Annotated in this window: 25 protein-coding genes; 15 read left to right on the top strand and 10 right to left on the bottom strand. The window is 69.8% G+C overall.

Annotation, left to right across the window (positions count from 1 at the left end; translation table 11 throughout):
- Positions 1–90 precede the first annotated feature (90 nt).
- Positions 91–1,062, bottom strand: a complete 972-nt coding sequence (locus HEP85_RS21320) for a pirin family protein (RefSeq protein ID WP_168529152.1) — start codon at positions 1,060–1,062, stop codon at positions 91–93.
- 117 nt (positions 1,063–1,179) lie between these two features.
- Positions 1,180–1,647: an SseB family protein gene (locus tag HEP85_RS21315; RefSeq protein ID WP_168529151.1), complete on the bottom strand. Its 468-nt coding sequence runs from the start codon at positions 1,645–1,647 to the stop codon at positions 1,180–1,182.
- A gap of 332 nt (positions 1,648–1,979) precedes the next feature.
- On the opposite strand from HEP85_RS21315, the gene HEP85_RS21310 reads away from it, so the two are divergent.
- The 3 genes from HEP85_RS21310 to HEP85_RS21300 all read left to right on the top strand — a co-directional run bounded on the left by HEP85_RS21310 (position 1,980) and on the right by HEP85_RS21300 (position 5,880).
- Positions 1,980–3,806, top strand: coding sequence for an acyl-CoA dehydrogenase (locus tag HEP85_RS21310; protein WP_168529150.1), 1,827 nt, complete (start codon positions 1,980–1,982; stop codon positions 3,804–3,806).
- 419 nt (positions 3,807–4,225) lie between these two features.
- Positions 4,226–5,530, top strand: coding sequence for a M18 family aminopeptidase (locus HEP85_RS21305; protein WP_168529149.1), 1,305 nt, complete (start codon positions 4,226–4,228; stop codon positions 5,528–5,530).
- A 116-nt stretch (positions 5,531–5,646) separates the two neighbouring features.
- Complete coding sequence (locus HEP85_RS21300) at positions 5,647–5,880, top strand: hypothetical protein (protein ID WP_168529148.1); 234 nt, start codon at positions 5,647–5,649, stop codon at positions 5,878–5,880.
- A gap of 7 nt (positions 5,881–5,887) precedes the next feature.
- Here HEP85_RS21300 and HEP85_RS21295 read toward each other — a convergent pair whose 3' ends face one another.
- Both HEP85_RS21295 and HEP85_RS21290 read right to left on the bottom strand, forming a co-directional pair.
- The gene (locus tag HEP85_RS21295) at positions 5,888–7,720 is read right to left on the bottom strand and encodes a thioredoxin-like domain-containing protein (protein WP_168529147.1); all 1,833 of its coding nucleotides are present in this window, start codon (positions 7,718–7,720) and stop codon (positions 5,888–5,890) included.
- Between the two features lie 41 nt (positions 7,721–7,761).
- Positions 7,762–8,154 (bottom strand): cupin domain-containing protein, encoded by a 393-nt coding sequence (locus tag HEP85_RS21290; RefSeq protein ID WP_329289182.1) that lies wholly within the window; start codon positions 8,152–8,154, stop codon positions 7,762–7,764.
- Between the two features lie 51 nt (positions 8,155–8,205).
- On the opposite strand from HEP85_RS21290, the gene HEP85_RS21285 reads away from it, so the two are divergent.
- Positions 8,206–9,225, top strand: coding sequence for a GlxA family transcriptional regulator (locus HEP85_RS21285; RefSeq protein ID WP_168529146.1), 1,020 nt, complete (start codon positions 8,206–8,208; stop codon positions 9,223–9,225).
- The gene (locus HEP85_RS21280; protein WP_168529145.1) at positions 9,222–9,716 is read left to right on the top strand and encodes an LURP-one-related/scramblase family protein; all 495 of its coding nucleotides are present in this window, start codon (positions 9,222–9,224) and stop codon (positions 9,714–9,716) included. The genes HEP85_RS21285 and HEP85_RS21280 overlap by 4 nt, the downstream gene beginning before the upstream one ends.
- 52 nt (positions 9,717–9,768) lie before the next feature.
- On the opposite strand, the gene HEP85_RS21275 is transcribed toward HEP85_RS21280, so the two are convergent.
- The gene (locus tag HEP85_RS21275; protein WP_168529144.1) at positions 9,769–10,563 is read right to left on the bottom strand and encodes a carbon-nitrogen family hydrolase; all 795 of its coding nucleotides are present in this window, start codon (positions 10,561–10,563) and stop codon (positions 9,769–9,771) included.
- A 144-nt stretch (positions 10,564–10,707) separates the two neighbouring features.
- Here HEP85_RS21275 and HEP85_RS21270 point away from each other — a divergent pair, with 144 nt between their 5' ends.
- Positions 10,708–11,532: a maleylpyruvate isomerase family mycothiol-dependent enzyme gene (locus HEP85_RS21270; protein WP_168529143.1), complete on the top strand. Its 825-nt coding sequence runs from the start codon at positions 10,708–10,710 to the stop codon at positions 11,530–11,532.
- Positions 11,533–11,693: 161 nt separating this feature from the next.
- Here HEP85_RS21270 and HEP85_RS21265 read toward each other — a convergent pair whose 3' ends face one another.
- Together HEP85_RS21265 and HEP85_RS21260 are read right to left on the bottom strand one after the other, a co-directional pair.
- Entirely contained in the window at positions 11,694–12,998 is a 1,305-nt protein-coding gene (locus HEP85_RS21265) for a nitrate/nitrite transporter (RefSeq protein WP_168529142.1), read from the bottom strand.
- Positions 12,995–13,678, bottom strand: a complete 684-nt coding sequence (locus tag HEP85_RS21260) for a GntR family transcriptional regulator (RefSeq protein WP_168529141.1) — start codon at positions 13,676–13,678, stop codon at positions 12,995–12,997. Before HEP85_RS21260 ends, HEP85_RS21265 begins: the two co-directional genes overlap by 4 nt.
- A gap of 231 nt (positions 13,679–13,909) precedes the next feature.
- Here HEP85_RS21260 and HEP85_RS21255 point away from each other — a divergent pair, with 231 nt between their 5' ends.
- The 7 genes from HEP85_RS21255 to HEP85_RS21225 all read left to right on the top strand — a co-directional run bounded on the left by HEP85_RS21255 (position 13,910) and on the right by HEP85_RS21225 (position 19,351).
- Entirely contained in the window at positions 13,910–14,806 is an 897-nt protein-coding gene (locus HEP85_RS21255) for a D-alanyl-D-alanine carboxypeptidase family protein (RefSeq protein WP_168529140.1), read from the top strand.
- Positions 14,807–15,005: 199 nt separating this feature from the next.
- Entirely contained in the window at positions 15,006–15,422 is a 417-nt protein-coding gene (locus tag HEP85_RS21250) for a WXG100 family type VII secretion target (RefSeq protein ID WP_168529139.1), read from the top strand.
- 49 nt (positions 15,423–15,471) lie between these two features.
- The gene (locus tag HEP85_RS21245) at positions 15,472–15,777 is read left to right on the top strand and encodes a WXG100 family type VII secretion target (RefSeq protein WP_168529138.1); all 306 of its coding nucleotides are present in this window, start codon (positions 15,472–15,474) and stop codon (positions 15,775–15,777) included.
- Positions 15,777–17,480: an RNase A-like domain-containing protein gene (locus HEP85_RS21240; protein WP_248002022.1), complete on the top strand. Its 1,704-nt coding sequence runs from the start codon at positions 15,777–15,779 to the stop codon at positions 17,478–17,480. Before HEP85_RS21245 ends, HEP85_RS21240 begins: the two co-directional genes overlap by 1 nt.
- 104 nt (positions 17,481–17,584) lie before the next feature.
- Entirely contained in the window at positions 17,585–18,256 is a 672-nt protein-coding gene (locus HEP85_RS21235; RefSeq protein WP_168529137.1) for a hypothetical protein, read from the top strand.
- A 58-nt stretch (positions 18,257–18,314) separates the two neighbouring features.
- Positions 18,315–18,620, top strand: coding sequence for an RNase A-like domain-containing protein (locus HEP85_RS21230; protein ID WP_168529136.1), 306 nt, complete (start codon positions 18,315–18,317; stop codon positions 18,618–18,620).
- Positions 18,621–18,667: 47 nt separating this feature from the next.
- Positions 18,668–19,351, top strand: a complete 684-nt coding sequence (locus HEP85_RS21225) for a contact-dependent growth inhibition system immunity protein (protein ID WP_168529135.1) — start codon at positions 18,668–18,670, stop codon at positions 19,349–19,351.
- Positions 19,352–19,402: 51 nt separating this feature from the next.
- On the opposite strand, the gene HEP85_RS21220 is transcribed toward HEP85_RS21225, so the two are convergent.
- The 3 genes from HEP85_RS21220 to pdhA are packed head-to-tail and all read right to left on the bottom strand — an operon-like array spanning position 19,403 to position 23,086.
- On the bottom strand, positions 19,403–20,845 hold the full coding sequence (locus HEP85_RS21220) for a dihydrolipoamide acetyltransferase family protein (protein WP_168529134.1): 1,443 nt from the start codon (positions 20,843–20,845) through the stop codon (positions 19,403–19,405).
- A 10-nt stretch (positions 20,846–20,855) separates the two neighbouring features.
- Complete coding sequence (locus HEP85_RS21215) at positions 20,856–21,836, bottom strand: alpha-ketoacid dehydrogenase subunit beta (protein WP_168529133.1); 981 nt, start codon at positions 21,834–21,836, stop codon at positions 20,856–20,858.
- A gap of 2 nt (positions 21,837–21,838) precedes the next feature.
- The gene (gene pdhA, locus HEP85_RS21210; RefSeq protein WP_168529132.1) at positions 21,839–23,086 is read right to left on the bottom strand and encodes a pyruvate dehydrogenase (acetyl-transferring) E1 component subunit alpha; all 1,248 of its coding nucleotides are present in this window, start codon (positions 23,084–23,086) and stop codon (positions 21,839–21,841) included.
- 407 nt (positions 23,087–23,493) lie between these two features.
- Between pdhA and HEP85_RS21205 the strand changes: the two genes are divergently transcribed.
- Complete coding sequence (locus HEP85_RS21205) at positions 23,494–24,156, top strand: response regulator transcription factor (RefSeq protein ID WP_168529131.1); 663 nt, start codon at positions 23,494–23,496, stop codon at positions 24,154–24,156.
- Between the two features lie 113 nt (positions 24,157–24,269).
- On the top strand, positions 24,270–24,692 hold the full coding sequence (locus HEP85_RS21200; RefSeq protein WP_168529130.1) for a pyridoxamine 5'-phosphate oxidase family protein: 423 nt from the start codon (positions 24,270–24,272) through the stop codon (positions 24,690–24,692).
- Positions 24,693–24,726: the final 34 nt, after the last annotated feature.

Here is a 24,726-nt window from a genome sequence, read left to right as displayed (position 1 = left end):
GAACGGCCCGCCCGGGTGACGCGGTGTCAGACGCGCGCGGCCGCAGGGGCGTACGGCGTCGGGATCGTACGGCGCGTGGGCCGTACGTCCTTACAGCCCGCGCTCGGACATTCCGTGCACCGCCGGGATGGTGCCCAGGCGGCCCTTCTGGAAGTCCTCGACGGCCTGCTGCAGCTCCTCGCGGGTGTTCATCACGAAGGGGCCGTAGTGGGCCATGGGCTCACGGATCGGCTGTCCGCCGAGGAGGACGACCTCCAGGTCCGGGGTGTTCGCGTCCTGCTTCTCGTCCGCGCGGACGGTCAGCGAGCCGCCAGCGCCGAAGACCGCGGTCTGGCCGGTGCGGACCGGACGGCGCTCCGTGCCGACGCTGCCGCGTCCGGCGAGGACGTAGGCGAGACCGTTGAAGTCCTCGCGCCAGGGCAGGGTGATCTCGGCGCCGGGTGCCACGGTCGCGTGGACCATGGTGATCGGCGTGTGCGTGACACCGGGACCCTCGTGGCCGTCGAGCTCACCGGCGATGACACGCAGCAGCGCGCCGCCGTCGGGGGTGCTCAGCAGCTGCACCGAGCGCCCGCGGATGTCCTGGTACCTCGGCGCCATCATCTTGTCCTTGGCCGGGAGGTTCACCCACAGCTGGAGGCCGTGGAAGAGGCCACCGGACATGACGAGCGACTCCGGCGGGGCCTCGATGTGCAGGAGGCCGGCGCCGGCGGTCATCCACTGGGTGTCCCCGTTGGTGATGGTGCCGCCCCCACCGTTGGAGTCCTGGTGGTCGAAGATCCCGTCGATGATGTAGGTCACGGTCTCGAAGCCGCGGTGCGGGTGCCAGGGGGTGCCCTTGGGCTCTCCCGGCGCGTACTCCACCTCACCCATCTGGTCCATCATGATGAACGGGTCGAGGTGGCGGTAGTTGATCCCGGCGAACGCGCGACGGACCGGGAATCCCTCGCCCTCGAAGCCGCTGGGCGCGGTCGTCACGGTGAGCACGGGACGGGCCACGGCGTCGGCCGGCGCCACCACACGGGGAAGGGTCAGCGGGTTTTCGACGGTCACTGCAGGCATGTCGGTACCTCCTTGTGCTTCGAGTTTAGTTGATTGTTGAACTTTCTGCCACCCGTAACGGCGGACGCCCGGAGGGAATTCCCTCCGGGCGTCCGCGGTGATCCGTGAGCGGCAGGACTAGCCGTACATGCGGCGCATGGCGAAGTCCACCATCTGCTCCACGGCCTTCGCGTCGAAGACCATGCGGTGCTCACCCTCCATGTCGAGCACGAAGCCGTAGCCGGTGGGCAGCAGGTCGATCACCTCCGCACCGGTGATCACGAAGAACTTGGACTCCTTGCCGGCGTACCGGCGCAGCTCCTTGAGCGAGCTGAACATGGGGATGACCGGCTGCTGGGTGTTGTGCAGCGCCAGGAAACCGGGGTTGTCGCCGCGCGGGCAGTAGACCTTCGAGGTGGCGAAGACTTGCTGGAAGTCCTCCGCGGAGAGCGATCCCGTCGTGAAGGCGCGGACCGCGTCCGCCAGCGACGGCGGGGACGGCTCGGGATAGAGCGGCGGCTGCTGGCCGTAGCCGCCGGGCATCTGCTGCTGCGGCTGGGCGTACTGCTGCTGCTGAGCGCCCGCGTTCTGGTCGTAGCCGTACATGCGGCAAAGACTAGTGGGCGCGGCCTCCGGGGGAGTCACGGACGGCCCATCCCCGTACCCGGCCGCTTAAGCCCCGCCCGTCCATCGGCGCCCCGGACCCGCCCGCGTACAGCTCCCGGCCCCGGTCCGGGCCGTGCGCGGCACGCGCGGTGACCGATTTCGGCACGCGTCCCGGCTGCGTCCGGCTGAAGTCCCGTTAGAGCCTCGTCACACAGGGGCCGTCAGGGGTTGATTCTTATTACCGACGGGTAGCATCATCGTAGCTACTTGCTGGTACGTGTAACGAGGCTGCGAGTACCTCCGCCTCCCCGAACCCTTACGGAGCCGTCGCCATGGGGCACTACAAGTCGAATCTCCGCGACATCGAGTTCAACCTCTTCGAGGTGCTCGGGCGCGACAAGCTGTACGGCACCGGACCGTTCGCGGAGATGGACACGGACACCGCCAAGAGCATCCTGGAGGAGCTCACGCGCCTCTCGGAGAACGAGCTGGCCGCGTCCTTCACCGACGCCGACCGCAACCCTCCCGTCTTCGACCCCGAGACCAACACCGCCCCGGTCCCGGCCTCCTTCAAGAAGTCGTACCAGGCGTTCATGGACTCCGAGTACTGGCGTCTGGGCCTGCCCGAGGAGATCGGCGGCTCCACCGCCCCCCGCTCGCTCATCTGGGCCTACGCGGAACTCGTGCTCGGCGCCAACCCCGCCGTCTGGATGTACTCCTCGGGCCCGGCCTTCGCCGGCATCCTCTTCGAGGAGGGCACCGAGGTCCAGAAGCACATCGCGAAGATCGCCGTCGACAAGCAGTGGGGCTCCACCATGGTCCTCACCGAGCCCGACGCGGGCTCGGACGTCGGCGCCGGCCGCACCAAGGCCGTCCAGCAGGCGGACGGCTCCTGGCACATCGAGGGCGTCAAGCGCTTCATCACGTCCGGTGAGCACGACATGTCGGAGAACATCCTCCACTACGTGCTCGCCCGCCCCGAGGGCGCCGGACCGGGCACCAAGGGCCTCTCCCTCTTCCTCGTCCCGAAGTACGAGTTCGACTTCGAGACCGGCGAGCTGGGCGCGCGCAACGGCGCGTACGCGACGAACGTCGAGCACAAGATGGGCCTGAAGGCGTCCAACACCTGCGAGATGACCTTCGGCGACCGTCACCCGGCCAAGGGCTGGCTGATCGGCGACAAGCACGACGGCATCCGCCAGATGTTCCGCATCATCGAGTTCGCCCGCATGATGGTCGGCACGAAGGCCATCTCGACGCTCTCGACGGGCTACCTGAACGCGCTGGAGTACGCCAAGGAGCGCGTCCAAGGCCCGGACCTCGCGAACTTCATGGACAAGACCGCGCCCAAGGTCACCATCACGCACCACCCGGACGTGCGCCGCTCGCTGATGACGCAGAAGGCGTACGCCGAGGGCATGCGCGCCCTGGTGCTGCACACCGCGGCGATCCAGGACGACATCCAGGTCAAGGAGGCCGCCGGCGAGGACACCGCCGCGCTGGAGGCCCTCAACGACCTGCTCCTGCCGATCGTGAAGGGCTACGGCTCCGAGAAGGGCTACGAGCAGCTCGCCCAGTCCCTGCAGACCTTCGGCGGCTCCGGCTTCCTGCAGGAGTACCCGATCGAGCAGTACATCCGCGACGCCAAGATCGACACCCTGTACGAGGGCACCACCGCGATCCAGGGCCAGGACTTCTTCTTCCGGAAGATCGTCCGCAACCAGGGCACGGCACTGAACTCGCTCGCCGAGGACATCAAGAAGTTCCTGGCGCTCGCCACCGGCGGCGAGGAGCTGTCCGCGGCCCGCGAGCAGCTCGCCAAGGCGGCCGTCGAGCTGGAGGCCATCGTCGGCCTCATGCTCACCGACCTCGCCGCGACCGAGCAGGACGTCAAGAACATCTACAAGGTGGGCCTGAACACCACCCGCCTCCTCCTCGCCTCCGGTGACGTGGTCGTCGGCTACCTGCTGCTGCGCGGTGCCGCGGTCGCCGCCGAGAAGCTGGAGACGGCGTCGGCGAAGGACAGGCCCTTCTACACCGGCAAGATCGCCGCCGCGAAGTTCTTCGCCGCGAACGTACTGCCCGGCGTCACCGGCGTGCGCAAGCTGGCCGAGGGCGTGGACCTGGACCTGATGGAGCTGGACGAAGCGGCGTTCTGAGTTCGAGCCCCCTCGGCGACCGCTCGGCGACCGCTCGGCGCCCACTCGACGGCCCGCTCCCGGATTCGTTTCCGGGGGCGGGCCGTTCGGCACGGTGGAGAGGACGGCGCCGAGGTGGAGCCCCTCGACGGGGTGCCTGAACGGGGTGCCTCAACTGAACGCCGAAACAGGAGGACCAGGGGCGCAGAGGGGGCGTATAAAGGGGCGCGCGATTCCATACGCGCCGGGGCGTGAAATTCTGGAGGCCCCCGCGGCGGGCCGGATCACGGGCGGCGTCTCCCCTCCCGCACCGTGGTCCCCAAGCGGGCACCAGTCGGAAACGTCCAGCTCCAGCCAGATGTCCGCCCTTCACATCCCCCTTACGAGAGCCCGCTCACCATCCCGGGGAGGGGGCCCCCGAGCGTCGTTAAGGTGAACTCATGAGCTACCCAGCCCGCTTCGACCGCGGCCACACCGACGACCTCATGACCTTCCTGGCGGCGAGCCCCACGCCGTACCACGCCGTGGCGAACGCCGCCGAGCGGCTGGAGAAGGCCGGATTCCGTCAGGTCGCCGAAACCGACGCGTGGGACGGCACGAGCGGCGGGAAGTTCGTGCTGCGCGGCGGCGCGATCGTCGCCTGGTACGTGCCCGAGGGCGCCGGACCGCACACCCCCTTCCGGATCGTGGGCGCGCACACCGACTCCCCCAACCTGCGCGTCAAGCCGCAGCCGGACACCGGGGCGCACGGCTGGCGCCAGGTGGCCGTGGAGATCTACGGCGGACCGCTGCTGAACTCCTGGCTGGACCGCGACCTCGGGCTGGCCGGGCGGCTGGCGCTGCGTGACGGCTCGACGCGCCTGGTCAACATCGACCGGCCACTGCTGCGCGTCCCCCAGCTGGCCGTCCACCTCGACCGTTCCGTCTCCACCGAGGGACTCAAGCTCGACAAGCAGCGCCATCTCCAGCCCGTCTGGGGCCTGGGCGACGCCCACGAGGGCGACCTGATCGCGTTCCTGGAGGAGGAGTCGGGTCTGCAGGCCGGCGAGATCACCGGCTGGGACCTGATGACCCACTCCGTCGAACCGCCGGCCTATCTGGGCCGCGACAAGGAGCTGCTGGCCGGCCCCCGCATGGACAACCTGCTGTCCGTGCACGCGGGCACGGCGGCGCTGGTCGCCGTGGCCACGGCCGCGGGCACCGGCTCCGAACTCCCGTACATCCCCGTCCTCGCGGCCTTCGACCACGAGGAGAACGGCTCGCAGAGCGACACCGGCGCCGACGGTCCGCTGCTCGGCGGCGTGCTCGAACGCTCGGTGTTCGCACGGGGCGGCACGTACGAGGACCGGGCACGCTCCTTCGCGGGCACCGTCTGTCTCTCCTCCGACACCGGCCACGCCGTCCACCCCAACTACGCGGAGCGGCACGACCCGACGCACCACCCGCGCGCCAACGGCGGCCCCATCCTCAAGGTGAACGTCAACAACCGCTACGCCACCGACGGTGCGGGCCGCGCGGTGTTCGCCGCCGCCTGCGAGAAGGCCGGCGTCGACTTCCAGTCCTTCGTCTCCAACAACTCCATGCCCTGCGGCACCACCATCGGCCCGATCACCGCGGCCCGCCACGGCATCAAGACCATCGACATCGGTGTGGCCATCCTCTCGATGCACAGCGTCCGCGAACTGTGCGGCGCCGACGACCCGTTCCTGCTGGCCAACGCGCTGGTGGCGTTCCTGGAGGGCTAGGGCACCGACGGTGGCAGCGAGCGGCGAGTGAGCGCCTCCGCATGTCTCGCGAGGTCCCGGGTACTCGGAACGAGCCCGGAAAGACCGCGAGTTGCTACTTCAAGGAGGCGACACCCATGGGCCTGGGCGGCTGCATCATCCTGATCGGCGCGGGGGCCATCCTCACGTTCGCGACCGACTGGCACATGAAGGGGGTCAACCTCGATCTGGTCGGCGTCATCTTCATGGTGGTCGGACTGATCGGGGTCCTGACGTTCAACAGCATCGCGAGGAGGCGGCGCGTGGTGGTGCCGCCGAGCACCCCGGTGATCGAGGAGGAGCGGCACCAGCGCGGCGGATACGGCGTGTAGCCGCAGGTTAGTCGTCCATCCCCGCCAGCACCAGCGGCAGCCGTCGCGCACCGCCCGCGGTGAGGCGGACCGGCACACCCCAGTCCTGCTGGTGGACGTGGCAGGCCGGGTACTCGTTCGACGGATCGTCGTCGCAGGACGCGGCCATCGCGGAGACGTGCAGGACACCCTCCGTGACGGCCGGGTTCAACTCCAGGGCCCGGGAGAGGTCCGTGCCCGCCCCCTCGCCGTCGAGCAGCAGCTCGGGCGGGGTCGAGGAGACGAGCAGCCGGGTCGACGGACCGTAGCGGGTGTCCAGCTTCTGGCCCGCCGGAGCCTGGAAGATCACGTCCAACCGGAGTCCGCCCGGGGCGACTTCGGTGGCGGCACGCTGCGTGCGGTGGGCCACCGACTCCACCCTCACGGCCTCCTCGGGCAGGCGCAGCCGGGTCAGCCGGTGCCGGGCGGACTCGACGACCACGATGTCGTCCCCGACCAGGACCGCGTCGCTCGGCTCCCGCAAGTCCGTGGCCAGCGTGGTCACTTCGCCCGTCGCCGGGTCGTAGCGGCGCAGCGCGTGGTTGTACGTGTCGCTGATCGCGACCGAGCCGTCGGGCAGCGCCGTCACGCCCAACGGATGCTGGAGCAGAGCTTGTCCGGCGGCGCCGTCGCGGTGCCCGAAGTCGAACAGGCCGGTGCCGACGGCGGTGTGCACGCTGCCGTCGAGGCCGACCCAACGCAGCGCCGAGGTCTCGGAGTCGGCCACCCAGAGCCGGTCGGCGGTGGCCGCCAGCCCGGACGGCTGAGCGAACCAGGCCTCGGCCGGCGGCCCGTCGACGAGTCCCTCGTTCGTCGTGCCCGCGGCGACCTCGACGGTCCCGTCCGCCGGGTCGTACGCCCACAACTGGTGCACCCCGGCCATGGCGATCCAGACCCTGCCGCCGAAGAACGCCACGTCCCACGGCGAGGACAGGTCGACCTCGCGCGCCGGGCCGGACGTCGGCGCGCCCTGCCACCACTGCCGGCCGGTCCCCGCGAGGGTCGTGACCTCGCCGGTCGCGAGGTCGACCCGGCGCAGGGCGTGGTTCACGGTGTCGGCCACCACGACAGGACCGTCCGCGCCGAGCAGCGCCAGCCCCTGCGGCTCGCTGAACCCGGCCGCGTCGGCCGGTCCGTCCACGAACCCGCGCACGCCGGACCCGATGCGCCGTACGACCGTCTCGCCGTCCGCCTCGAGCTCCACCAGCTGATGCCGGGTCGTGTCGCTGACCAGGAAGTTCCCGTTCGGCAGGGCGAGCGCCTTGCCGGGAAAACGGAGCGCGGTCGGCTCGGGCTCCGGCGCCACGTAGGGCCCGTCCCCGCGCCGCAGCGTCCCCTTGGCCGCGTGCTCCGCCTCCAGCTCCTCCACCAGCCGGGCGATCGCGTGCGCGTGCCCCTCCCCGGCGTGCTGTGCGACGACGTAACCCTCGGGGTCGATCACCACGAGCGTCGGCCAGGCCCGCACCGCGTACTGCTTCCAGGTGGCGAGCTCGGGGTCGTCCAGCACCGGGTGCTCGACGCCGTACCGCTCGACGGCGTCGACGACCGCCTGGTGCTCGGCCTCGTGCACGAACTTCGGCGAGTGCACCCCGATGATCACCACGGTGTCCCGGTGCTTCTCCTCCAGCTCCCGCAGCTCGTCCAGGACGTGCAGGCAGTTGATGCAGCAGAAGGTCCAAAAGTCGAGAATGACCACACGTCCTCGCAGGTCGGCGAGGGTGAGTGCGTTGCCTCCGGTGTTCAGCCAGCCGCCCTTGCCGATCAGCTCGGGGGCGCGGACACGGACACGGCGGGGCGCGGGGGCGGGGGCGGCGTCGTTCATGCTTCAAGCATGCCATCCGGGCAGGAACACGCCATCGGCGCTCAGCCCAGGGCGTGCCCCGTGGTGGCGTCCACATGGTCCGGGATCTCGTCGTGGTGGTCGCCGACGGTGAGGGTGCCCGTGGGTTCGAACATCAGGATCGCGGCGCCGGCGGGAGCGCTCGGCTTGTGTTCGGTGCCACGCGGGACGGTGAAGACGGAGCCCTTGGGGAGGACGACGGTCCGCTCGCCGGCCGGCTCCCGCAGGGCGATGGTCAGCTCGCCCTCCAGGACCAGGAAGAACTCGTCCGTGTGATCGTGCGTGTGCCAGAGGTGCTCGCCCTCGACCTTGGCCACGCGTACGTCGTAGTCGTTGACGGCGGTGACGATCCGGGGGCTCCACAGGTCGGAGAAGGAGGCGAGGGCGGCGGTCAGGGAGACGGGTTCGTTGGCCATGCCGTCATCCTCGGCCTGGTCGGACACGTCCACGAGTGCTAGAAATCGCACATGCCGCAAGGATCCTCGCACCCCGTCCTCGGGGACACCCCCGGGACCGCCGCGCACCGGGTCGTCCTGATCGTCGACGAGAACTCCAACCCCTTCGAGATGAGCTGCGCCATCGAGGTCTTCGGGCTGCGCAGGCCCGAGCTGGGGCGGGAGCTGTACGACTTCCGGCTCTGCGCGGCCACCGAGCGCACCCGGATGCGGGACGGGTTCTTCACCCTCGCCGACGTCGACGGGCTGGACGCGGCCGAGGGCGCCGACACGCTGATCGTGCCGAACCGGCCCGACACCGACGCACCGCGTTCCCCCGAGGTCCTGGACGCCATACGCCGGGCGCACGCGCGGGGCGCGCGGTTGATCGGGTTCTGCTCCGGCGCATTCACACTCGCGGAAGCCGGGCTGCTGGAGGGGCGGCGGGCGGCCTGCCACTGGATGTGGGCGCCGTCGTTCCGGGCGCGCTTCCCGGAGGTGCGGCTGGAGCCGGACGTGCTGTTCGTGGACGACGGGGACATCCTCACCGCGTCCGGCAGCGCGTCGGCGCTCGACCTCGGGCTGCACGTCGTACGGCGCGACCACGGCGCCGAGATCGCCAACGCCGTCAGCCGGCGGCTGGTCTTCGCCGCGCACCGCGACGGCGGGCAGCGGCAGTTCGTCGAGCGCCCCGTGCCCGACGTACCGGACGAGTCCCTCGCGCCCCTGCTGACCTGGGCACGGGAGCGGCTCGGGGAACCCCTCACGGTGGCCGCCCTCGCGGCGCACGCGGCACTCAGCCCGGCCACACTGCACCGGCGCTTCCGGGCCCAGCTCGGGACCACCCCGCTGGCGTGGCTGACCGGGGAGCGGGTGGCACTGGCCTGCCGCCTCATCGAGCGGGGCGAACACCGGATCGAGGTCGTCGCGCGGCGCAGCGGCCTCGGCACCGCCGCGAACCTCAGGGCGCGGCTGCGGCGGGAGACGGGACTGAGCCCATCGGCCTACAGACGGCGTTTCGGACCGGCCACCGGGGAAGCCGTGACGGTATGAGATTCCTCGTGCGCGACCGGCTCCTCGGCTTCGGTGACGACTACTGGATCGAGGACGAGCACGGCAACAAGGTGTTCCTCGTGGACGGCAAGGCGATGCGGCTGCGGGACACGTTCGAGCTGAAGGACACCCGCGGGCGCGTCCTCATCGACATCCACCAGAAGATGTTCGCCCTGCGGGACACGATGGTCATCGAGCGGGACGGCGAGACGCTGGCCACCATCCGGCGCAAGCGGCTGTCCCTGCTGCGCAACCACTACCGGGTGGCGCTGGTGGACGGTACGGAGCTCGACGTCAGCGGGAAGATCCTGGACCGGGAGTTCGGCGTCGACTACGACGGCGAGCTGCTGGCGCAGATCTCGCGGCGGTGGCTGCGGGTGCGGGAGACCTACGGCGTCGACGTCGTCCGGGACGACGCGGACACCGCGCTGCTGATCGCGGTGGCGGTCTGCGTGATCCACCTGGCGGAGAAGGAGCACGGCGCGGACTGACACCGCACGGTGCCGTGCCGCGGGCGGCTGCCGCCGGCGTCAACGACGTGCGTCAGCCGCGTGGTGGCGCGAGGCCCAGTACGCGGTCCTTGAGTGCGGGGAACTGGTCCCTCGTCGTCGCCACCTTCCCCGGGTCGAACTCGACCCTGAGGATCTCCTCGTCGCGGCCCGCCTCCGCGAGGACCTCGCCCCACGGATCGACCACGATCGAGTGACCGGCCTGGGGAACGTCCGCGTGGGTGCCGGCCGTTCCACAGGCGAGTACGAACGCCTGGTTCTCGACCGCGCGGGCCCGCGCGAGGAGCGTCCAGTGGCCGCGGCGGCGCTCGGGCCAGCCGGCAGGGACGACGAAGGTCTCGGCGCCCGCGTCGACGAGCCCGCGGAAGAGCTCGGGGAAGCGGAGGTCGTAGCAGGTGGCGACGCCGACGGTGGTCTCCGGGAGGCGGACCGTCACCAGCTCGCCACCCGCGCCCATCAGTACGGCCTCGCCCTTGTCGAAGCCGAAGCGGTGGATCTTGCGGTAGGCGGCGGCGAGGTCGCCGGAGGGGGAGAAGACGAGGGAGGTGTTGTAGAGCGTTCCGTCCGCGGCGCGTTCCGGGACCGAGCCGGCGTGCAGCCACACGCCCGCGTCGCTCGCCGCCTTCGCCATGACCTCGGCCGTCGGTCCCTCCAGGGGCTCCGACTCCGCGGCGAACGACTCGTAGGCGAACGCCCCCGTGGTCCACAGCTCGGGGAGCACCACCAGGTCCACTCCGGCTTGTTCTCGTACCAGAGCCGCCACCCGCCGCCGACGCGAATCGACCGATTCGGTGGCTTTTACGTCGATCTGGAGCAGAGAGGCGTGCACACTACCACCGTCCTGGCATTCGAGCCGTCCATACGGGCCTACGATCGTCACACGAAAGCACTGCCGGGGTGCCTCACAGCAGCGTAACTTAGCGTTCCAAGACACCCACTGCCCGCGTACCGACCGCCCGAGGGGTCCCGTTCCGTGAGTCTGCATCCGAGCCTTCAGTCCTACGCCGACGCCTGGGCCCACTCCATCGACGCGATATCGGAGCTGGTGTCGCCGCTGGTGGAGGGCGAATGGAACCGGCGTACGCCCTGCCCAGGCTGGTCGGTACGGGATCTGGTGTCGCACGTGATCGGGCTCGACTGCGAGATGCTGGGCGATCCGCGGCCGATCCACACGCTCCCCCGGGACCTGTTCCACGTCACGAACGAGCACCAGCGCTACATGGAGATGCAGGTCGATGTGCGCCGCCACCACACGGCGCCCGAGATGACCTCCGAGCTGGAGTACACGATCATCCGCCGCAACCGTCAGCTGCGGAACGAGTCACGGCAGCCGGACGCCAAGGTGCGCGGTCCGCTCGGCACCGAGGTGACCCTCGAACACGCCATGCTGAACCGTGCGTTCGACGTGTGGGTGCACGAGCAGGACCTCCGGACCACCCTCGGCCGGCCGGGCAACCTCGACTCCCCGGGCGCCCAGATCGTCCGCGACCAGCTGCTCGCCGCGCTGCCGAAGGTGGTCGCCAAGCACGCGGGGGCGCCCGCGCATTCCGCGGTCGTCTTCGATGTCCACGGGCCCGTTGAGTTCCTGCGCACGGTGCGTGTCGACGCCGAGGGGCGCGGCTCGATAGACGGTGCCCCCTCTCTCGGCCCGGCCGCGACCCTCACCCTCGACTGGGAGACCTTCTTCCGTCTGGCCTGCGGGCGGGTGACCCCTGACGCCGTCTCCGACCGCATCAAGACCGAGGGCGACCCGGAGCTGACCACGGCGATCCTCCGCAACTTCACGGTCACGCCGTAACGGGCGGCGGGCCCGGAGGAATCCAGGGTCCGCGGCGAAGGTCCCGGAAACGGCGCGGGCCGGTCGCCCCCGCCCGAGGCGAAGCCGAGAGCTCGGGGGAAGGGTGGGGGCGGCGGAGCGAGGAGCCTTGTCGGTGACGGGGCGAGGGGCCCTGCCGGTGACTACGCCGGTACGTGCACCGTCTCCACCCGGCTCGCGACCAGCCGCTCCCGCTCCCTGCGCGCCGCCTCCTTGCGCAGCCGGAAGATCTGGCTCAGCCCGACCGCCTGAAGGACGAACACCGCGGAGAACGCGATCCGGTAGTTGTCCCCGGTCGAGTCCAGCAGCACGCCGATCGCGAACAGCGTCGTCATGGAGGCGACGAAGCCACCCATGTTGGTGATCCCGGACGCGGTCCCCTGCCGCTCGGGCGGATTCGCGGGCCGCGCGAAGTCGAATCCGATCATGGAAGCCGGCCCGCAGGCGCCCAGCACGGTGCACAGCGCCACCAGCAGCCACATCGGCGCGTGCTGCCCGGGGTAGGCCACCGCGCTCGCCCACGCCACCGCGGTCGCCGACACCGTCCCGAGCGCCAACGGCAGCCGCGCCGCGTGGTGCCGGGCGACGATCTGCCCGTACACGAGCCCGACGAACATGTTGGACAGGACGACGAGGGTGAGCAGCTCACCGGCCGTCGCCCTCGACAGTCCCTCCGCCTCGACCAGGAACGGCATGCCCCACAGCAGGAGGAACACCATCGCCGGGAACTGCGTCGTGAAGTGCACCCACATGCCCAGCCGGGTGCCGGGCTCGCGCCAGGACGCCAGGATCTGCCGGCGCACATAGGCGGCGCCCTGGTGCGGGAACGGCTCCGGCTCGTGGCCCTCGGGGTGGTCCTTGAGGAAGAGGAGCAGCAGGACGAGGACGACCACGCCCGCCGACGCGCTGCCCGCGAACGCCGCCGTCCACCCGACCCCGTGCAGCAGCCGCGCGATCACGAGGGTCGACACGAGGTTGCCCGCCATGCCGACGAGCCCCGCGAGCTGGGCGACCAACGGCCCGCGCCGGGCCGGGAACCAGCGGGTTCCCAGCCGCAGCACGCTGATGAACGTCATGGCGTCCCCGCAGCCCAGCAGGGCCCGCGAGGCCAGCGCCATCCCGTACGAGGACGAGAACGCGAAGCCCAGCTGTCCCGCCGTGAACAGCACGACGCCGAAGGTCAGCACCCGCTTGGTGCCGAGCCGGTCGACGAGCAGCCCGACCGGTATCTGCATGCCGGCGTAGACGAGGAGTTGGAGGATCGAGAAGGTGGAGAGGGCGGAGGCGTTCACATGGAAACGGTCCGCGGCGTCGAGTCCGGCCACCCCGAGCGACGTACGGAAGATGACCGCGACGAAGTAGACGGCGACACCGATGCCCCAGACGCCGACGGCGCGGCGCCCGCCGGGTGGATCACCCGGCAGCGACACGGCCGAGTGCGAGCTCATCGCACCTCTCCCCGTGCGAGGTTCGAGAACCAGCTGACGTGGCGGTGGACGATGCCGACCGCCGCCTCCGCGTCCCCGGAGCGCAGGGCTTCGAGGATCTCCTCGTGCTCGGTGAGCGTCTTGGTGATCCGGTCGGGGTGCGCGTGCATGACGGCCACTCCCATCCTCAACTGACGGTCGCGGAGCTGGTCGTAGAGCCGGGAGAGAATGTCGTTGGCGCCACTGCGGACGATCTCCGCGTGGAAGCAGCGGTCGGTGACGGCGGCGCCCGCCAGGTCGCCCGCGGCGGCCTGTTCTTTCTGCTGGGCGAGAAGTTCCTCCAGCCGCGCGATGAGCCGCGGCGCTGCCGGTACGGCCTTGCGGACCGCGTGCTCCTCGACGAGCTGGCGGGTCTCGACCACGTCCGCGATCTCCTGCGCGGAGACGGGCAGGACGAGCGCGCCCTTCTTCGGGTAGAGCCTGATCAGGCCCTCGGCCTCGAGCCGGAGCAGCGCCTCGCGCACCGGTGTTCGGGACACCCCGACGGCGTCGGCGAGTTCGCCCTCGGTGAGCAGCGTCCCGCCTTCGTAACGGCGTTCCAGGACACCCTGCTTGACGTGGGCGTAGACACGGTCGGCGGCGGGCGGCTGTTTCACCGGGGGGACGGCGGGCGGGGCGGACACGGGTGGGGCGGCAGGCATGCGCACATCATAGATACAACACGCACGCATCACGGTTCCCGTCCAGGATGCGGACCGGCGCGACCCGGCGGCTTCTCGCGCGTTCACCTTGGGGCTCCCGACGTAACCCACGTCACATCATTAAGTTCCCCTTTCCGTGCATCCCTTTGGGGGCGTGGGGAGTCCGTACGTGAGACGGCACTGCCATGTGCCGTTCTCCCAGGGGCATTTCGCGCATTCGGAGCGTTCATTTTGATTACCGGCATTAAGGGCACGCGTTTCCGCAGGGCCGCCGCTGTGGCCGTCACGACCGGCGCCGTTCTGGCCGCCGGAGCCTTCGGCGCGGCACCCGCGGGTGCCGTGACCACGCCCACGATCGCCGCCAAGGGCGGCTACGTGATGAACAACGGCACGGCCAAGACCCTCTACACCAAGGCCGCGGACACCAAGCGTTCCACCGGTTCCACCACCAAGATCATGACCGCCAAGGTCGTCCTCTCGCAGTCGAACCTGAACCTGGACTCCAAGGTCACGATCCAGAAGGCGTACAGCGACTACATCGTCGCCAACACCGCCTCCTCCGCCCACCTGATCGTCGGCGACAAGGTCACCGTCCGTCAGCTCCTCTACGGTCTGATGCTGCCGTCCGGCTGCGACGCCGCGTACGCGCTGGCGGACAAGTACGGCTCGGGCTCGACCCGTGCCGCCCGTGTGAAGTCGTTCATCGGCAAGATGAACAGCACGGCGAAGTCCCTCGGCATGACGAACACCAAGTTCGACTCGTTCGACGGCATCGGCAACGGCAGCAACTACTCGACCCCGCGCGACCTGACGAAGCTCGCCAGCAGCGCGATGAAGAACAGCACGTTCAAGACGGTCGTGAAGACGAAGTCGTACACGGCGAAGACCGTCACGAAGACCGGCAGCACCCGCACCATGGGCGCGTGGACCAACACCAACGGTCTGCTCAGCAGCTACAGCGGCACCATCGGCGTGAAGACGGGCTCCGGCCCCGAGGCCAAGTACTGCCTCGTCTTCGCCGCCACCCGGGGCGGCAAGACGGTCATCGGGACCGTCCTCGCCTCGACGTCCATCCCGGCCCGCGAGTCGGACGCGAAGAAGCTGATGAGCTACGCCTTCGCCAAGTAGTCCTCCCCTCGGGGAAAGCACCACCCGCAGACGAGAAGGGGGCCCGCCGCGAACAGCGGCGGGCCCCTTCGTCGTACCCGCCGCTGTCGCGGAACGCCGTTCCACCCATGTGATGACCCCGTGACGGTCTCCCGGCAACGCACCGAACAGCCATACGATGAAGACCGAGTTGCCGATGTGACGAGGGGGAGCGGCACGCATGGGCGATACGACGGGTGGGCGCAAGGACCTCCAGATCCCCGACTCCGGGCTGAAGAAGCTCGCCGAGGATCTGCACGCCATGCAGGACCACCTGAACAAGCAGGTCGAGCGGATGGACACGATCGTCGACGGCATCGAGGCCGGCTGGCGCGGCCCGGCGGCCAAGGCGTACCGGACCTTCCACCGCGCGGCGGCGGAGGACGCCGTACGCATCCGCGAAGTGATGGAACTCCTGGAACAGGCCGTGCGGATGAGCCGGGGCGGCTTCTCCCGGCTGGAACTGGACACCCTGGAGAACTTCCGCAGGATCCAGGTCGGCGCGGACATCACGAGCGAGGTGGACAAGCTCTCCACCCCGGACCCGGCCGCGACGCAGCAGCCCTCACGCCCGCACAGCAGCCTCGACGCGATGTGACCTCGCGCGGGCACCACGACCAGCAGTGAGCCAACCCGGGGGGATACGGATGTCGGCCGACGACGACCGCATAACAGTGGCCTTCGCCACTCTGAGACACCTCACCATCGAGCTGGAGGACATCCTCAAGCAGCTCAACGGCAGACTCGACGACCTCTACGACCGCGTCGAGCCGGTCGTCCTGTCCTGGCAGGGCGAGACCCGCGAGGTCTTCGTCGACAAGCTCGACGAGTGGAGCCACTCCGCCGAGGACCTCCAGGCCGCCCAGAAGTGGCTGCACGAGATCGTCACCTCGGGACATGTCAACTACGCGGCGGCGCACCGGGCGGTGCTGCGCGGCTGGGGGGCCGCCTGATGGGAACCCCCACTCCGCCCCAGGGCGGGACCATCGACGTCAAACCGTCCGATCTGCACCGGGTGGCCGGCGCGTTCGCCGGACAGCAGACGCCCTTCGACAAGGCCGCAAAGGATCTGGTGACGGCCCTGGAGAAGTACCCCGACGCGGGCGGGTACGGCACCGCGGCCCAGGCCTTCGCCACGGCGTACGTCGAGGTCGGCAACCGCTACCTGGAGGTCTGGGCCAGGAGCGTGGTCAGCGTCGGAGGCGCCGCCGTCGGGTTCGCCACGACCGCCAACAACTACTCCAGGGCCGAGGCCGCCAACGACGCCTCCGGCAAGACGCCGGCCCAGGTGCAGGCACCGCCGGTGGTCATCGACAAGGCCCCCGACTACGGACCGGTCCCGGACCTGAAATGGGGTGACGACGACGGCGGTGACGACTTCATCCGCTCGCTGCTCGAATACGTCCCCGACGTCGTCTGGCACATCCTGCGGCCCCTGCTGGAACACGCCTTCCGCTGGGGCAAGGTCGCCGAGGTCTACCCGTTCCCCCAACAGCACTACCTCAACTCCCTGTCCCAGTCCTGGGCGGACATGACCATGTCGCTCTCGCTGACGGAGAGCACGCTGACCGGTCAGGTGAGCGGGATCACCCAGCAGAGCAACAGCGAGTGGTACGACGCCATGCGCCGGTTCTGCAGTTCGCTGTGGGGCACCACCGCCTGGGGCAAGCACACCGGCGGCTACGAGTGGGGGCACGACAGCTCCGCCGCCCAGACCGCGACCCACCCGGTCATGACCGTCCTGTTCGACTCCGCGATGAAGATCAGCGACCGGCTGCGGGACTTCGCCGAGGCGGCCGTCGAGCTGAACCACGACGTCTGGGAGATCTACTCCAAAGCCGTGAAGCAGGCCGTCGGCGACCTCGACCTCAGCCACCTCGACGTGGGGGACCTCAAGGAAGGCGCCAAGGCGGTGGGCCGCTTCTTCAAGGGGCTCGCCAAGGGAGCCGTGGAACTCGGGGCCGAGATCACGCTGAACATCGACACCGCGGCACTGAACGCCGTCGTGGAGAAGTACAACAACCGGGTCGACGTGCTCACCCCCCAACTCCGCGCGCTCAAGGGCGATATCGACGAGGCGTATCGCCAGGCCCCCACCTATGCCGCCGAAGAGGCCCGCGCGGAAGCTTTCGGGGCGCGCTCGCTCAACGAATTCAAGAAGGAACACAAGTACACCAAGGACGACGACGAGAAGAACCACTTCTACCCGCTGGACCTGGCCAATGACGAAGGGCTGTACGGCGGTCACTCCATCGACAAGCACGTGGGACTGAGCGACGACCAGCTCAAGGGCCGACTTCGCGACGATTCGAGTGCGAGCTCGGCCTCGACCTTCAAGGATCTCCCGTCCGCGCAGCGCTACACACAGGCGGCTCTCGACGACATCGACAACGCGGACCGCATCGAGAAATGGATCGAACGGGTCGAGAGAAGGAAACGGAACAACCCGGGCTGGGATCCCAACAATTCAAAGATCCAGCCACCGGTCGAACTCTCCTTCACCGACGTGACCGGATCGACGGTCAGCGGCGCGGACTACGCCACCGCCGGCGATCGGGCCCAGGTGAACGATACGCACCGGGTGCGGGTCGTACTACGATACCGCGACGGACTCGACCCTCCCTTCACCGTCGTCACGTCAATGCCGGTGAACTGAGAAACAGAACCGGCGACTTACGCAATTACGGTGGCCCGAACGCGGAATGAATCCCCGGAGGCTCAGCCGCACGTCCACCAAGAATTCCCTCGAAAGGAAATACCGTGCTGCCGTTCACGTGGTCCGCCTTCGACCGAGGCCCGGTGGCCAGGGTCCTCGATCTGGCGATCATGTGCCAGGAATCCCAGGGCACATACGCGCTCACCGACGAACTGGGGGCTTTCGTACGCCTCATCCGCTCGTCCGACGAGGCCGAGTGGCTCTGCCCGGTCACCGCCGTCACCGCGCTCCTCGATCTCGCGGCCGAACACCTCTCGGCCCGGCCTGACGCCCCACTGCCCGAGGAATTCACGGCGAAACTCGGCCGCGCGGCCGCGGGAACGGACGGCCCCGCGTACCTGCGTCTGCTGGCCGAAACCATCCGGCTCGTCGAGCGGGAGGGCGTCACGGACCCCGGCGCCGCTCCCGGCTCCGCATGGGAATCCGAAGTTCGGTTCCGTGCGCTGCGGGGATTCCACGACAACTGGCTCTCGGACGGCGAGTACCCCACGCCCCAGGAAGCGATCCGTGCCGCGATCGACTCGGAGCACCCGTTCTGCGGGGAGTTCCTCGCTCCCGTCGCGGCGCAGGCCCAGTACGCCCTCGTACACGTACTGGAGTCGCACGACGCACAGTCCCCGATGGCCCGGACCATGCCCTGGGCCACCGCGGAGACACTCACGGTCCTGCTGGACACCGTCAACGGCCATCTGCGGCACGACCACACCGCCTCCTGACCGTCGCCGTCCGCCGACCGCCCTCCACTCCACCTCGACAGACAGGCACGCGCCAGCCATGACCACCGCGCAACGGGCAGCGACCTATCCCGACCGCGAGACCGCCCAGTGGGCCACCCAGCAGACCGTCAACCGGAACGAGCAGGTCATCCACCGCTGGCTGGCCCTCTCCACCCGTGCGAGGCTGACCATCGAGGCGGCCTGGCCGAGCCGCCCGGACCCGGTGGGCCGCGTGCTGCTCCAGGCGATGATGCTGGCCGGGCGCGAGTCCGTCAAGGTCCGGGCCGCGCGCGTCATCCTGAAACGGGACGCCTCGAAGCCGCACGGATTCGTCGTGCACGCCACGTTCCCCGTCTACCTCTGACCTCTCTCCGCGATCTCGCGTCCCCCTCACCCACGGAGCCGACCGCCGTGCCCATGAACCCCCTCGAACACGACCGCCGCTACGGCGAGTTGGACCAGGTCGTACGCGCCTACACAGGTCGCGTCGCCGACGACACCGAGGAGGAGCCGAGCGCCGCCCTGACCGCGTATCTGCGGCACACCTGGCACACCCGCCCCTGGGCTCTGGCGATCGCCGAACAGCAGCTGCGCGAGTACGCCAGCAACCCCCCGGGGCGGCTTCGGCAGCGTCTTGGCGAGTTCTACGAGATCCCCGACGTCGGCCTGCCCGAGGGCGCCGTCCAGAACTGGCTGCTTCTCCTCGCCGATCACATCAGGCGCAGCGTCGAGGGCGGCGAGGTGCCGGCTCCGGCCCACCCCGTCACCCATGGGGAGTGGCACGCCCGCTTCCCCGAACTCGCCCAGTTCCTCGGCGGATGGTTCTCGCAGGACATGCCGGACGAGTTCGACGACCACGACACGGCCGTCGCCGACTACACCGGCACCACCGATCCGCAGCTGGTGGCCCGCCTGGCCGGCGAGCTGCACGAGCTCCTGGCCCTGGATCTGGACGAGACCGGCTACGCCCTGGCCGTCGCCGAACTGGGCATGGAGGTCGACCCTCCGGCGCCGTACTCCCCCAGTGGCTGGCTGGCCCACGTCGCCGACCGGCTCACGGCGCCGCGCGCCGACTACGGGCCGCCGTCGGCGTAGGGAAAGCGTCCGAGGGGGAGCCGCGTGCGCGGTTCCCCCTCGATCGTCCCGCTACGCCCAGGTGATCAGCCGCTTCGGCTGCTCCAGGATCGCCGCCACGTCGGCGAGGACCTTGGAGCCCAGCTCGCCGTCGACCAGGCGGTGGTCGAAGGAGAGGGCGAGCGTCGTCACCTGACGCGGCTTCACCTTGCCCTTGTGGACCCAGGGCTGGAGCTTGATCGCACCGATCGCGAGGATCGCCGACTCGCCGGGGTTGAGGATCGGCGTGCCGGTGTCGACGCCGAAGACGCCGACGTTGGTGATCGTCACCGTGCCGCCCTGCATGGCGGCCGGTGAGGTCCTGCCCTCGCGGGCCGTCGCCACCAGCTCACCCAGGGACTCGGCGAGCTGGGGGAGCGTCTTGGTGTGCGCGTCCTTGATGTTCGGGACAAGCAGACCACGGGGTGTGGCGGCGGCGATGCCCAGGTTCACGTAGTGCTTGAGGACGATCTCCTGGGCCGCCTCGTCCCAGGACGCGTTGACGTCCGGGTTGCGCTTGATCGCCACCAGCAGGGCCTTGGCGATGAGCAGCAGCGGGTTCACGCGGAGACCCGCGAGATCCTTGTCCTGCTTGAGCTCCTCGACGAGCCTCATCGTGCGCGTCACGTCGACCGTCACGAACTCGGTGACGTGCGGAGCGGTGAACGCCGAGCCGACCATCGCGGTGGCGGTGGCCTTGCGGACCCCCTTCACCGGGATACGGGTCTCCCGCACCGCGTCGTACGGGGCGACCGGGGCGGGCGCCTGGACGCGGGCGGCCGCCACGGTCTCCTCGACGGACGTCTGCGGGGCCGGCACCGGTGCGGGCGCCACCGCCGCGTGCACGTCCTCGCGGGTGATGACGCCGCCCGGCCCCGACGGTGTGACCGTCGTCAGGTCGACCCCGAGGTCCTTGGCGAGCTTGCGGACCGGGGGCTTCGCCAGCGGGCGCGGCCTGCCGTGTCCGTTGAGCTCGCCCTGGATCGCGGTAGCCGCGTGGAACACCTCGGACTGCTGCGGGGGGACCTCGGCGCCCTTGCGGGGGCGTCGCTTGGTGGAGGACTCCGCCACGCCGTAGCCGACGAGGACCGGCTTGCGGCCCTCGGACCTGGGCTCCTCCTCGGCGGGAACCGCCGGGGACGGCGGGGTCGCGGGGGCGGGCTCGGCGGCCGGGGCCACCGCGGGCGCCGACTGCACGGGCGCCGCACCTCCGGCGACGTCCACCGCGATGATCACCTGGCCCACGTCCACCGTCGTCCCCTCGGGGAAGCGGAGTTCGCGCACCACGCCGTCGTACGGGATGGGCAGCTCGACCGCGGCCTTGGCGGTCTCGACCTCGCACACGACCTGGCCGTCGGTGACGGTGTCACCGGGCTGGACGTACCACTTGAGGATCTCCGCCTCGGTGAGTCCCTCGCCCACGTCGGGCATCTTGAACTCGCGGAGCCCCGACGCGTTCTCAGTCATCGTCGTCACGACCCTCTCCTCAGTACGCCAGCGAGCGGTCGACGGCGTCGAGCACCCGGTCCAGGCCCGGAAGGTACTCGTCCTCCAGGCGTGCCGGCGGATAGGGGGCGTGGTAGCCCCCGACCCGCAGGACGGGTGCCTCCAGGTGGTAGAAGCACCGCTCCGTGATGCGGGCGGCGATCTCCGCGCCCGTGCCCAGGAACACCGGGGCCTCGTGCACCACGACCAGGTGGCGGGTCTTCTCCACCGAGGTCTGGACGGAGTCGAAGTCGATGGGCGACATCGAGCGCAGGTCCAGGACCTCGATCGACTTGCCCTCCTCCTGGGCGGCCGCCGCGGCCTCCAGGCAGACCTTCACCATCGGGCCGTACGCGGCGAGCGTCAGGTCGCTGCCCTCGCGGGCCACGACCGCCTTGTGCAGCGGGCCGGGGATGGCGTCGGTGTTGACCTCGCCCTTGTCCCAGTAGCGCCGCTTGGGCTCGAAGAAGATCACCGGGTCGTCGCTCTGGATGGCCTGCTGCATCATCCAGTAGGCGTCGCTCGCGTTCGACGGGGAGACCACCTTGAGGCCCGCGACGTGCGCGAAGAGCGCCTCGGGGGACTCGGAGTGGTGCTCCACCGCGCCGATGCCGCCGCCGTAGGGGATGCGGATGACGACGGGGAGCTTGATCTTGCCGAGCGCCCGCGCGTGCATCTTCGCGAGCTGCGTGACGATCTGGTCGTACGCCGGGAAGACGAATCCGTCGAACTGGATCTCCACCACCGGGCGGTAGCCGCGCAGGGCCAGACCGATCGCGGTGCCGACGATGCCCGACTCGGCGAGCGGGGTGTCGATGACCCGCTCCTCGCCGAAGTCCTTCTGGAGCCCGTCGGTGACCCGGAAGACACCGCCGAGCTTGCCGACGTCCTCGCCCATGATGAGGACCTTGGGGTCGGCGTCGAGGGCCGTGCGCAGCGACTCGTTGATCGCCTTGGCCAGCGCCATCTTTTCCGCAGCCATCGCTACTTGCCCTCCCCTTCGTCCGCGAACGACGCCTGGTAGGCGGCGAACTGGGCTCGCTCCTCGTCGACGAGCGCGTGCCCGTCCGCGTACACGTTCTCGAAGATGGCGAACTTGTCCGGGTCAGGCATGGCCCGTACTACTTCGCGCACCCGCTTGCCCAACGCTTCGCTCTCGGTCTCGAGTTCCGCGAAGAACGCCTCGTCGGCGTGGCCCGCGGCCTCCAGATAGGCGCGCAGACGCAGGATCGGGTCCTTCGCCTCCCACGCCTCGCGCTCCTCGTCGGCCCGGTACTTGGTCGGGTCGTCGGAGGTGGTGTGCGCGCCCATGCGGTAGGTGTACGCCTCCACCAGGGTGGGGCCCTCACCGTTGCGGGCCCGCTCCAGCGCCCAGCGGGTCACCGCGAGGCTGGCGAGCACGTCGTTGCCGTCCACGCGCACGCCGGGGAAGCCGAAGCCCTGCGCGCGCTGGTACAGCGGCACGCGCATCTGGCGCTCGGTCGGCTCGGAGATCGCCCACTGGTTGTTCTGGCAGAAGAACACCACGGGAGCGTTGTAGACCGCCCCGAAGTTGAAGGCTTCCAGGACGTCGCCCTGGCTGGAGGCGCCGTCACCGAAGTACGCGATCACGGCCGAGTCGGCGCCGTCCTTGGCGATGCCCATGGCATAGCCGGTGGCGTGCAGCGTCTGCGAGCCGATGACGATCGTGTACAGGTGGAAGTTGTTGCCGTTCGGGTCCCAGCCGCCGTTGTTCACACCCCTGAACATGCCGAGCAGGTTGGTCGGGTCGACCCCGCGGCACCAGGCGACGCCGTGCTCGCGGTAGGTCGGGAAGACGTAGTCGTCGTCACGGGTGGCACGGCCCGAACCGATCTGGGCGGCCTCCTGGCCGAGCATCGAGGCCCACAGGCCCAGCTCGCCCTGGCGCTGCAGAGAGGTGGCCTCGGCGTCGAAGCGGCGGCTCAGCACCATGTCCCGGTACAGGCCGCGCAGCTCCTCGGGGGTGATGTCGGCGACGTACGGGTCGTACGTGGCGTCCGCGACCCGCTCGCCCTCCGGCGTCAGCAGCTGGACGAGTTCGGGGTCCGCGCCCGAAGTACCCGATGACTTCTTGCCGGCCGCGCCGGTGCCCTTGCTCGCTGCCGTCCTGCTCGCGGCGGTCTTTGAACCGGCCGTACTGGCGCCGCTTTTCGCAGCGGTCGTACCGGCGCTGCGTCGCGGCTTGCGCGCGGCAGTGCTCTCCACGGTCACGTGTGCTCCTCCGTCGGTCCGGCCCCCGGGGTTGCCGGGTGGCTGGGTTCCCTCTTGCTCGTCGAGAGCTCGAGGGAGCGGCTCGCCGTTCCAGTACCCGTGCACGGGGTGGGTGCCACTCGGCCGGAACAGGCGTGACAGGTGCCCCGGCGAGCGCCCTGCATCGGTCACGTTACCCAGTGCTCCACATTTCTGTGAAACCCCTCCTGACCTGCGTTTTTGCTTGGATTTCCAAGTACTTTTTAGTCGGATTTCCAAGTAGTTCGCGCGGGTCGGGAACAGTTGCTGGTCACAGCACTGGTCGCAGCCTTGCAGGGGGCCGGAACACCGGCACGTTATCCCGGCCACCCCGGGCACGGGAAGAGTGGACCTCCACCGGGCCGAGGGTGGTGTGTGACACTTACTTTGTGCCCGAAAACGGAAAAATTACCGTATTTCTCGTCGATGACCACGAGGTGGTGCGACGCGGGGTCCACGAGTTGCTCTCCGTGGAGGACGGCATCGAAGTGGTCGGCGAGGCCGGGACGGCGGCCGACGCGCTGGTACGGATTCCCGCCACACACCCGGACGTCGCGGTGCTCGACGTGCGGCTCCCGGACGGCAGCGGCGTGGAGGTCTGCCGCGAGATCCGGTCCGCCGACGAGGCCATCAAATGCCTGATGCTGACCTCCTACGCCGATGACGAGGCACTTTTCGAAGCGATCATGGCGGGTGCGTCGGGCTATGTACTCAAGGCGATCCGCGGCGGTGAACTGCTGGCGGCCGTGCGCGATGTCGCGGCCGGGAAGTCCCTGCTCGACCCGGAGGCCACGGCCCGGGTCCTGGAGCGGCTGCGCGACGGCGGCCCCCGCGGCGACGACCGGCTCGCGCACCTCACCGAGCAGGAACGCAGGATCCTCGACCTGATCGGCGAGGGGCTGACCAACCGCGCGATAGGCGAGCGGCTGCATCTCGCCGAGAAGACGATCAAGAACTATGTGTCGAGCCTGCTGTCCAAGCTGGGCATGGAGCGGCGCTCCCAGGCGGCCGCCTATGTGGCACGCATCCAGGCGGAGAAGCAGCGCCGCTGACGAACCCGGGTCGGCGCGGGAGCGGGGCCCGCGGGTTCATCCGGGACCTATGGCCCCTTTCCCCGGGACGGGCGGCTCTTGTCCGGGCTGTTCGGATGCCGAAGATTTGAAGGATGCCCACCGACGAACAGCTCGCCGTGGACCTGATGCGCCGCACCGATCACGGTCGCGTCGCCGCCAGTCGGCACGCGCTGCCCCTGCTCGCGTCGGCCCGCCACATCGTGGTGGAGGGGCGCGTGCTGCTGCGGATGCACCGGGGCTGTGGAAGCCACCAGGCGTGCGCCGGGGGCGTCATCGCCTACGGCACCGACAACCTGGGTTCGGCGCGGCCCGGTGAGAGCCTGTGGTCCGTGCAGATCGTGGGCCGGTGCGAGGCGGTCGAGCCGACCGCCGCCGAGCGGGAGCGTTTCGGACCCGCCCCGCGTCTCGTGGACGGCGAACGCTTCGACCCGGTCTATCTGGGCGTCACACCCCAGTTCTGCACCGTGCACTCCACGGACGATGGCCCGGAACGGCAGTTCCAGCACATCCTGTGACCATCTCGTGATCAAACATGACTGTGTGTGACAA

This window comes from Streptomyces sp. RPA4-2, from assembly GCF_012273515.2.
Classification (GTDB): Bacteria; Actinomycetota; Actinomycetes; order Streptomycetales; family Streptomycetaceae; genus Streptomyces; species Streptomyces kaempferi.
This window is presented reverse-complemented; position numbering and strand designations above follow the sequence as displayed.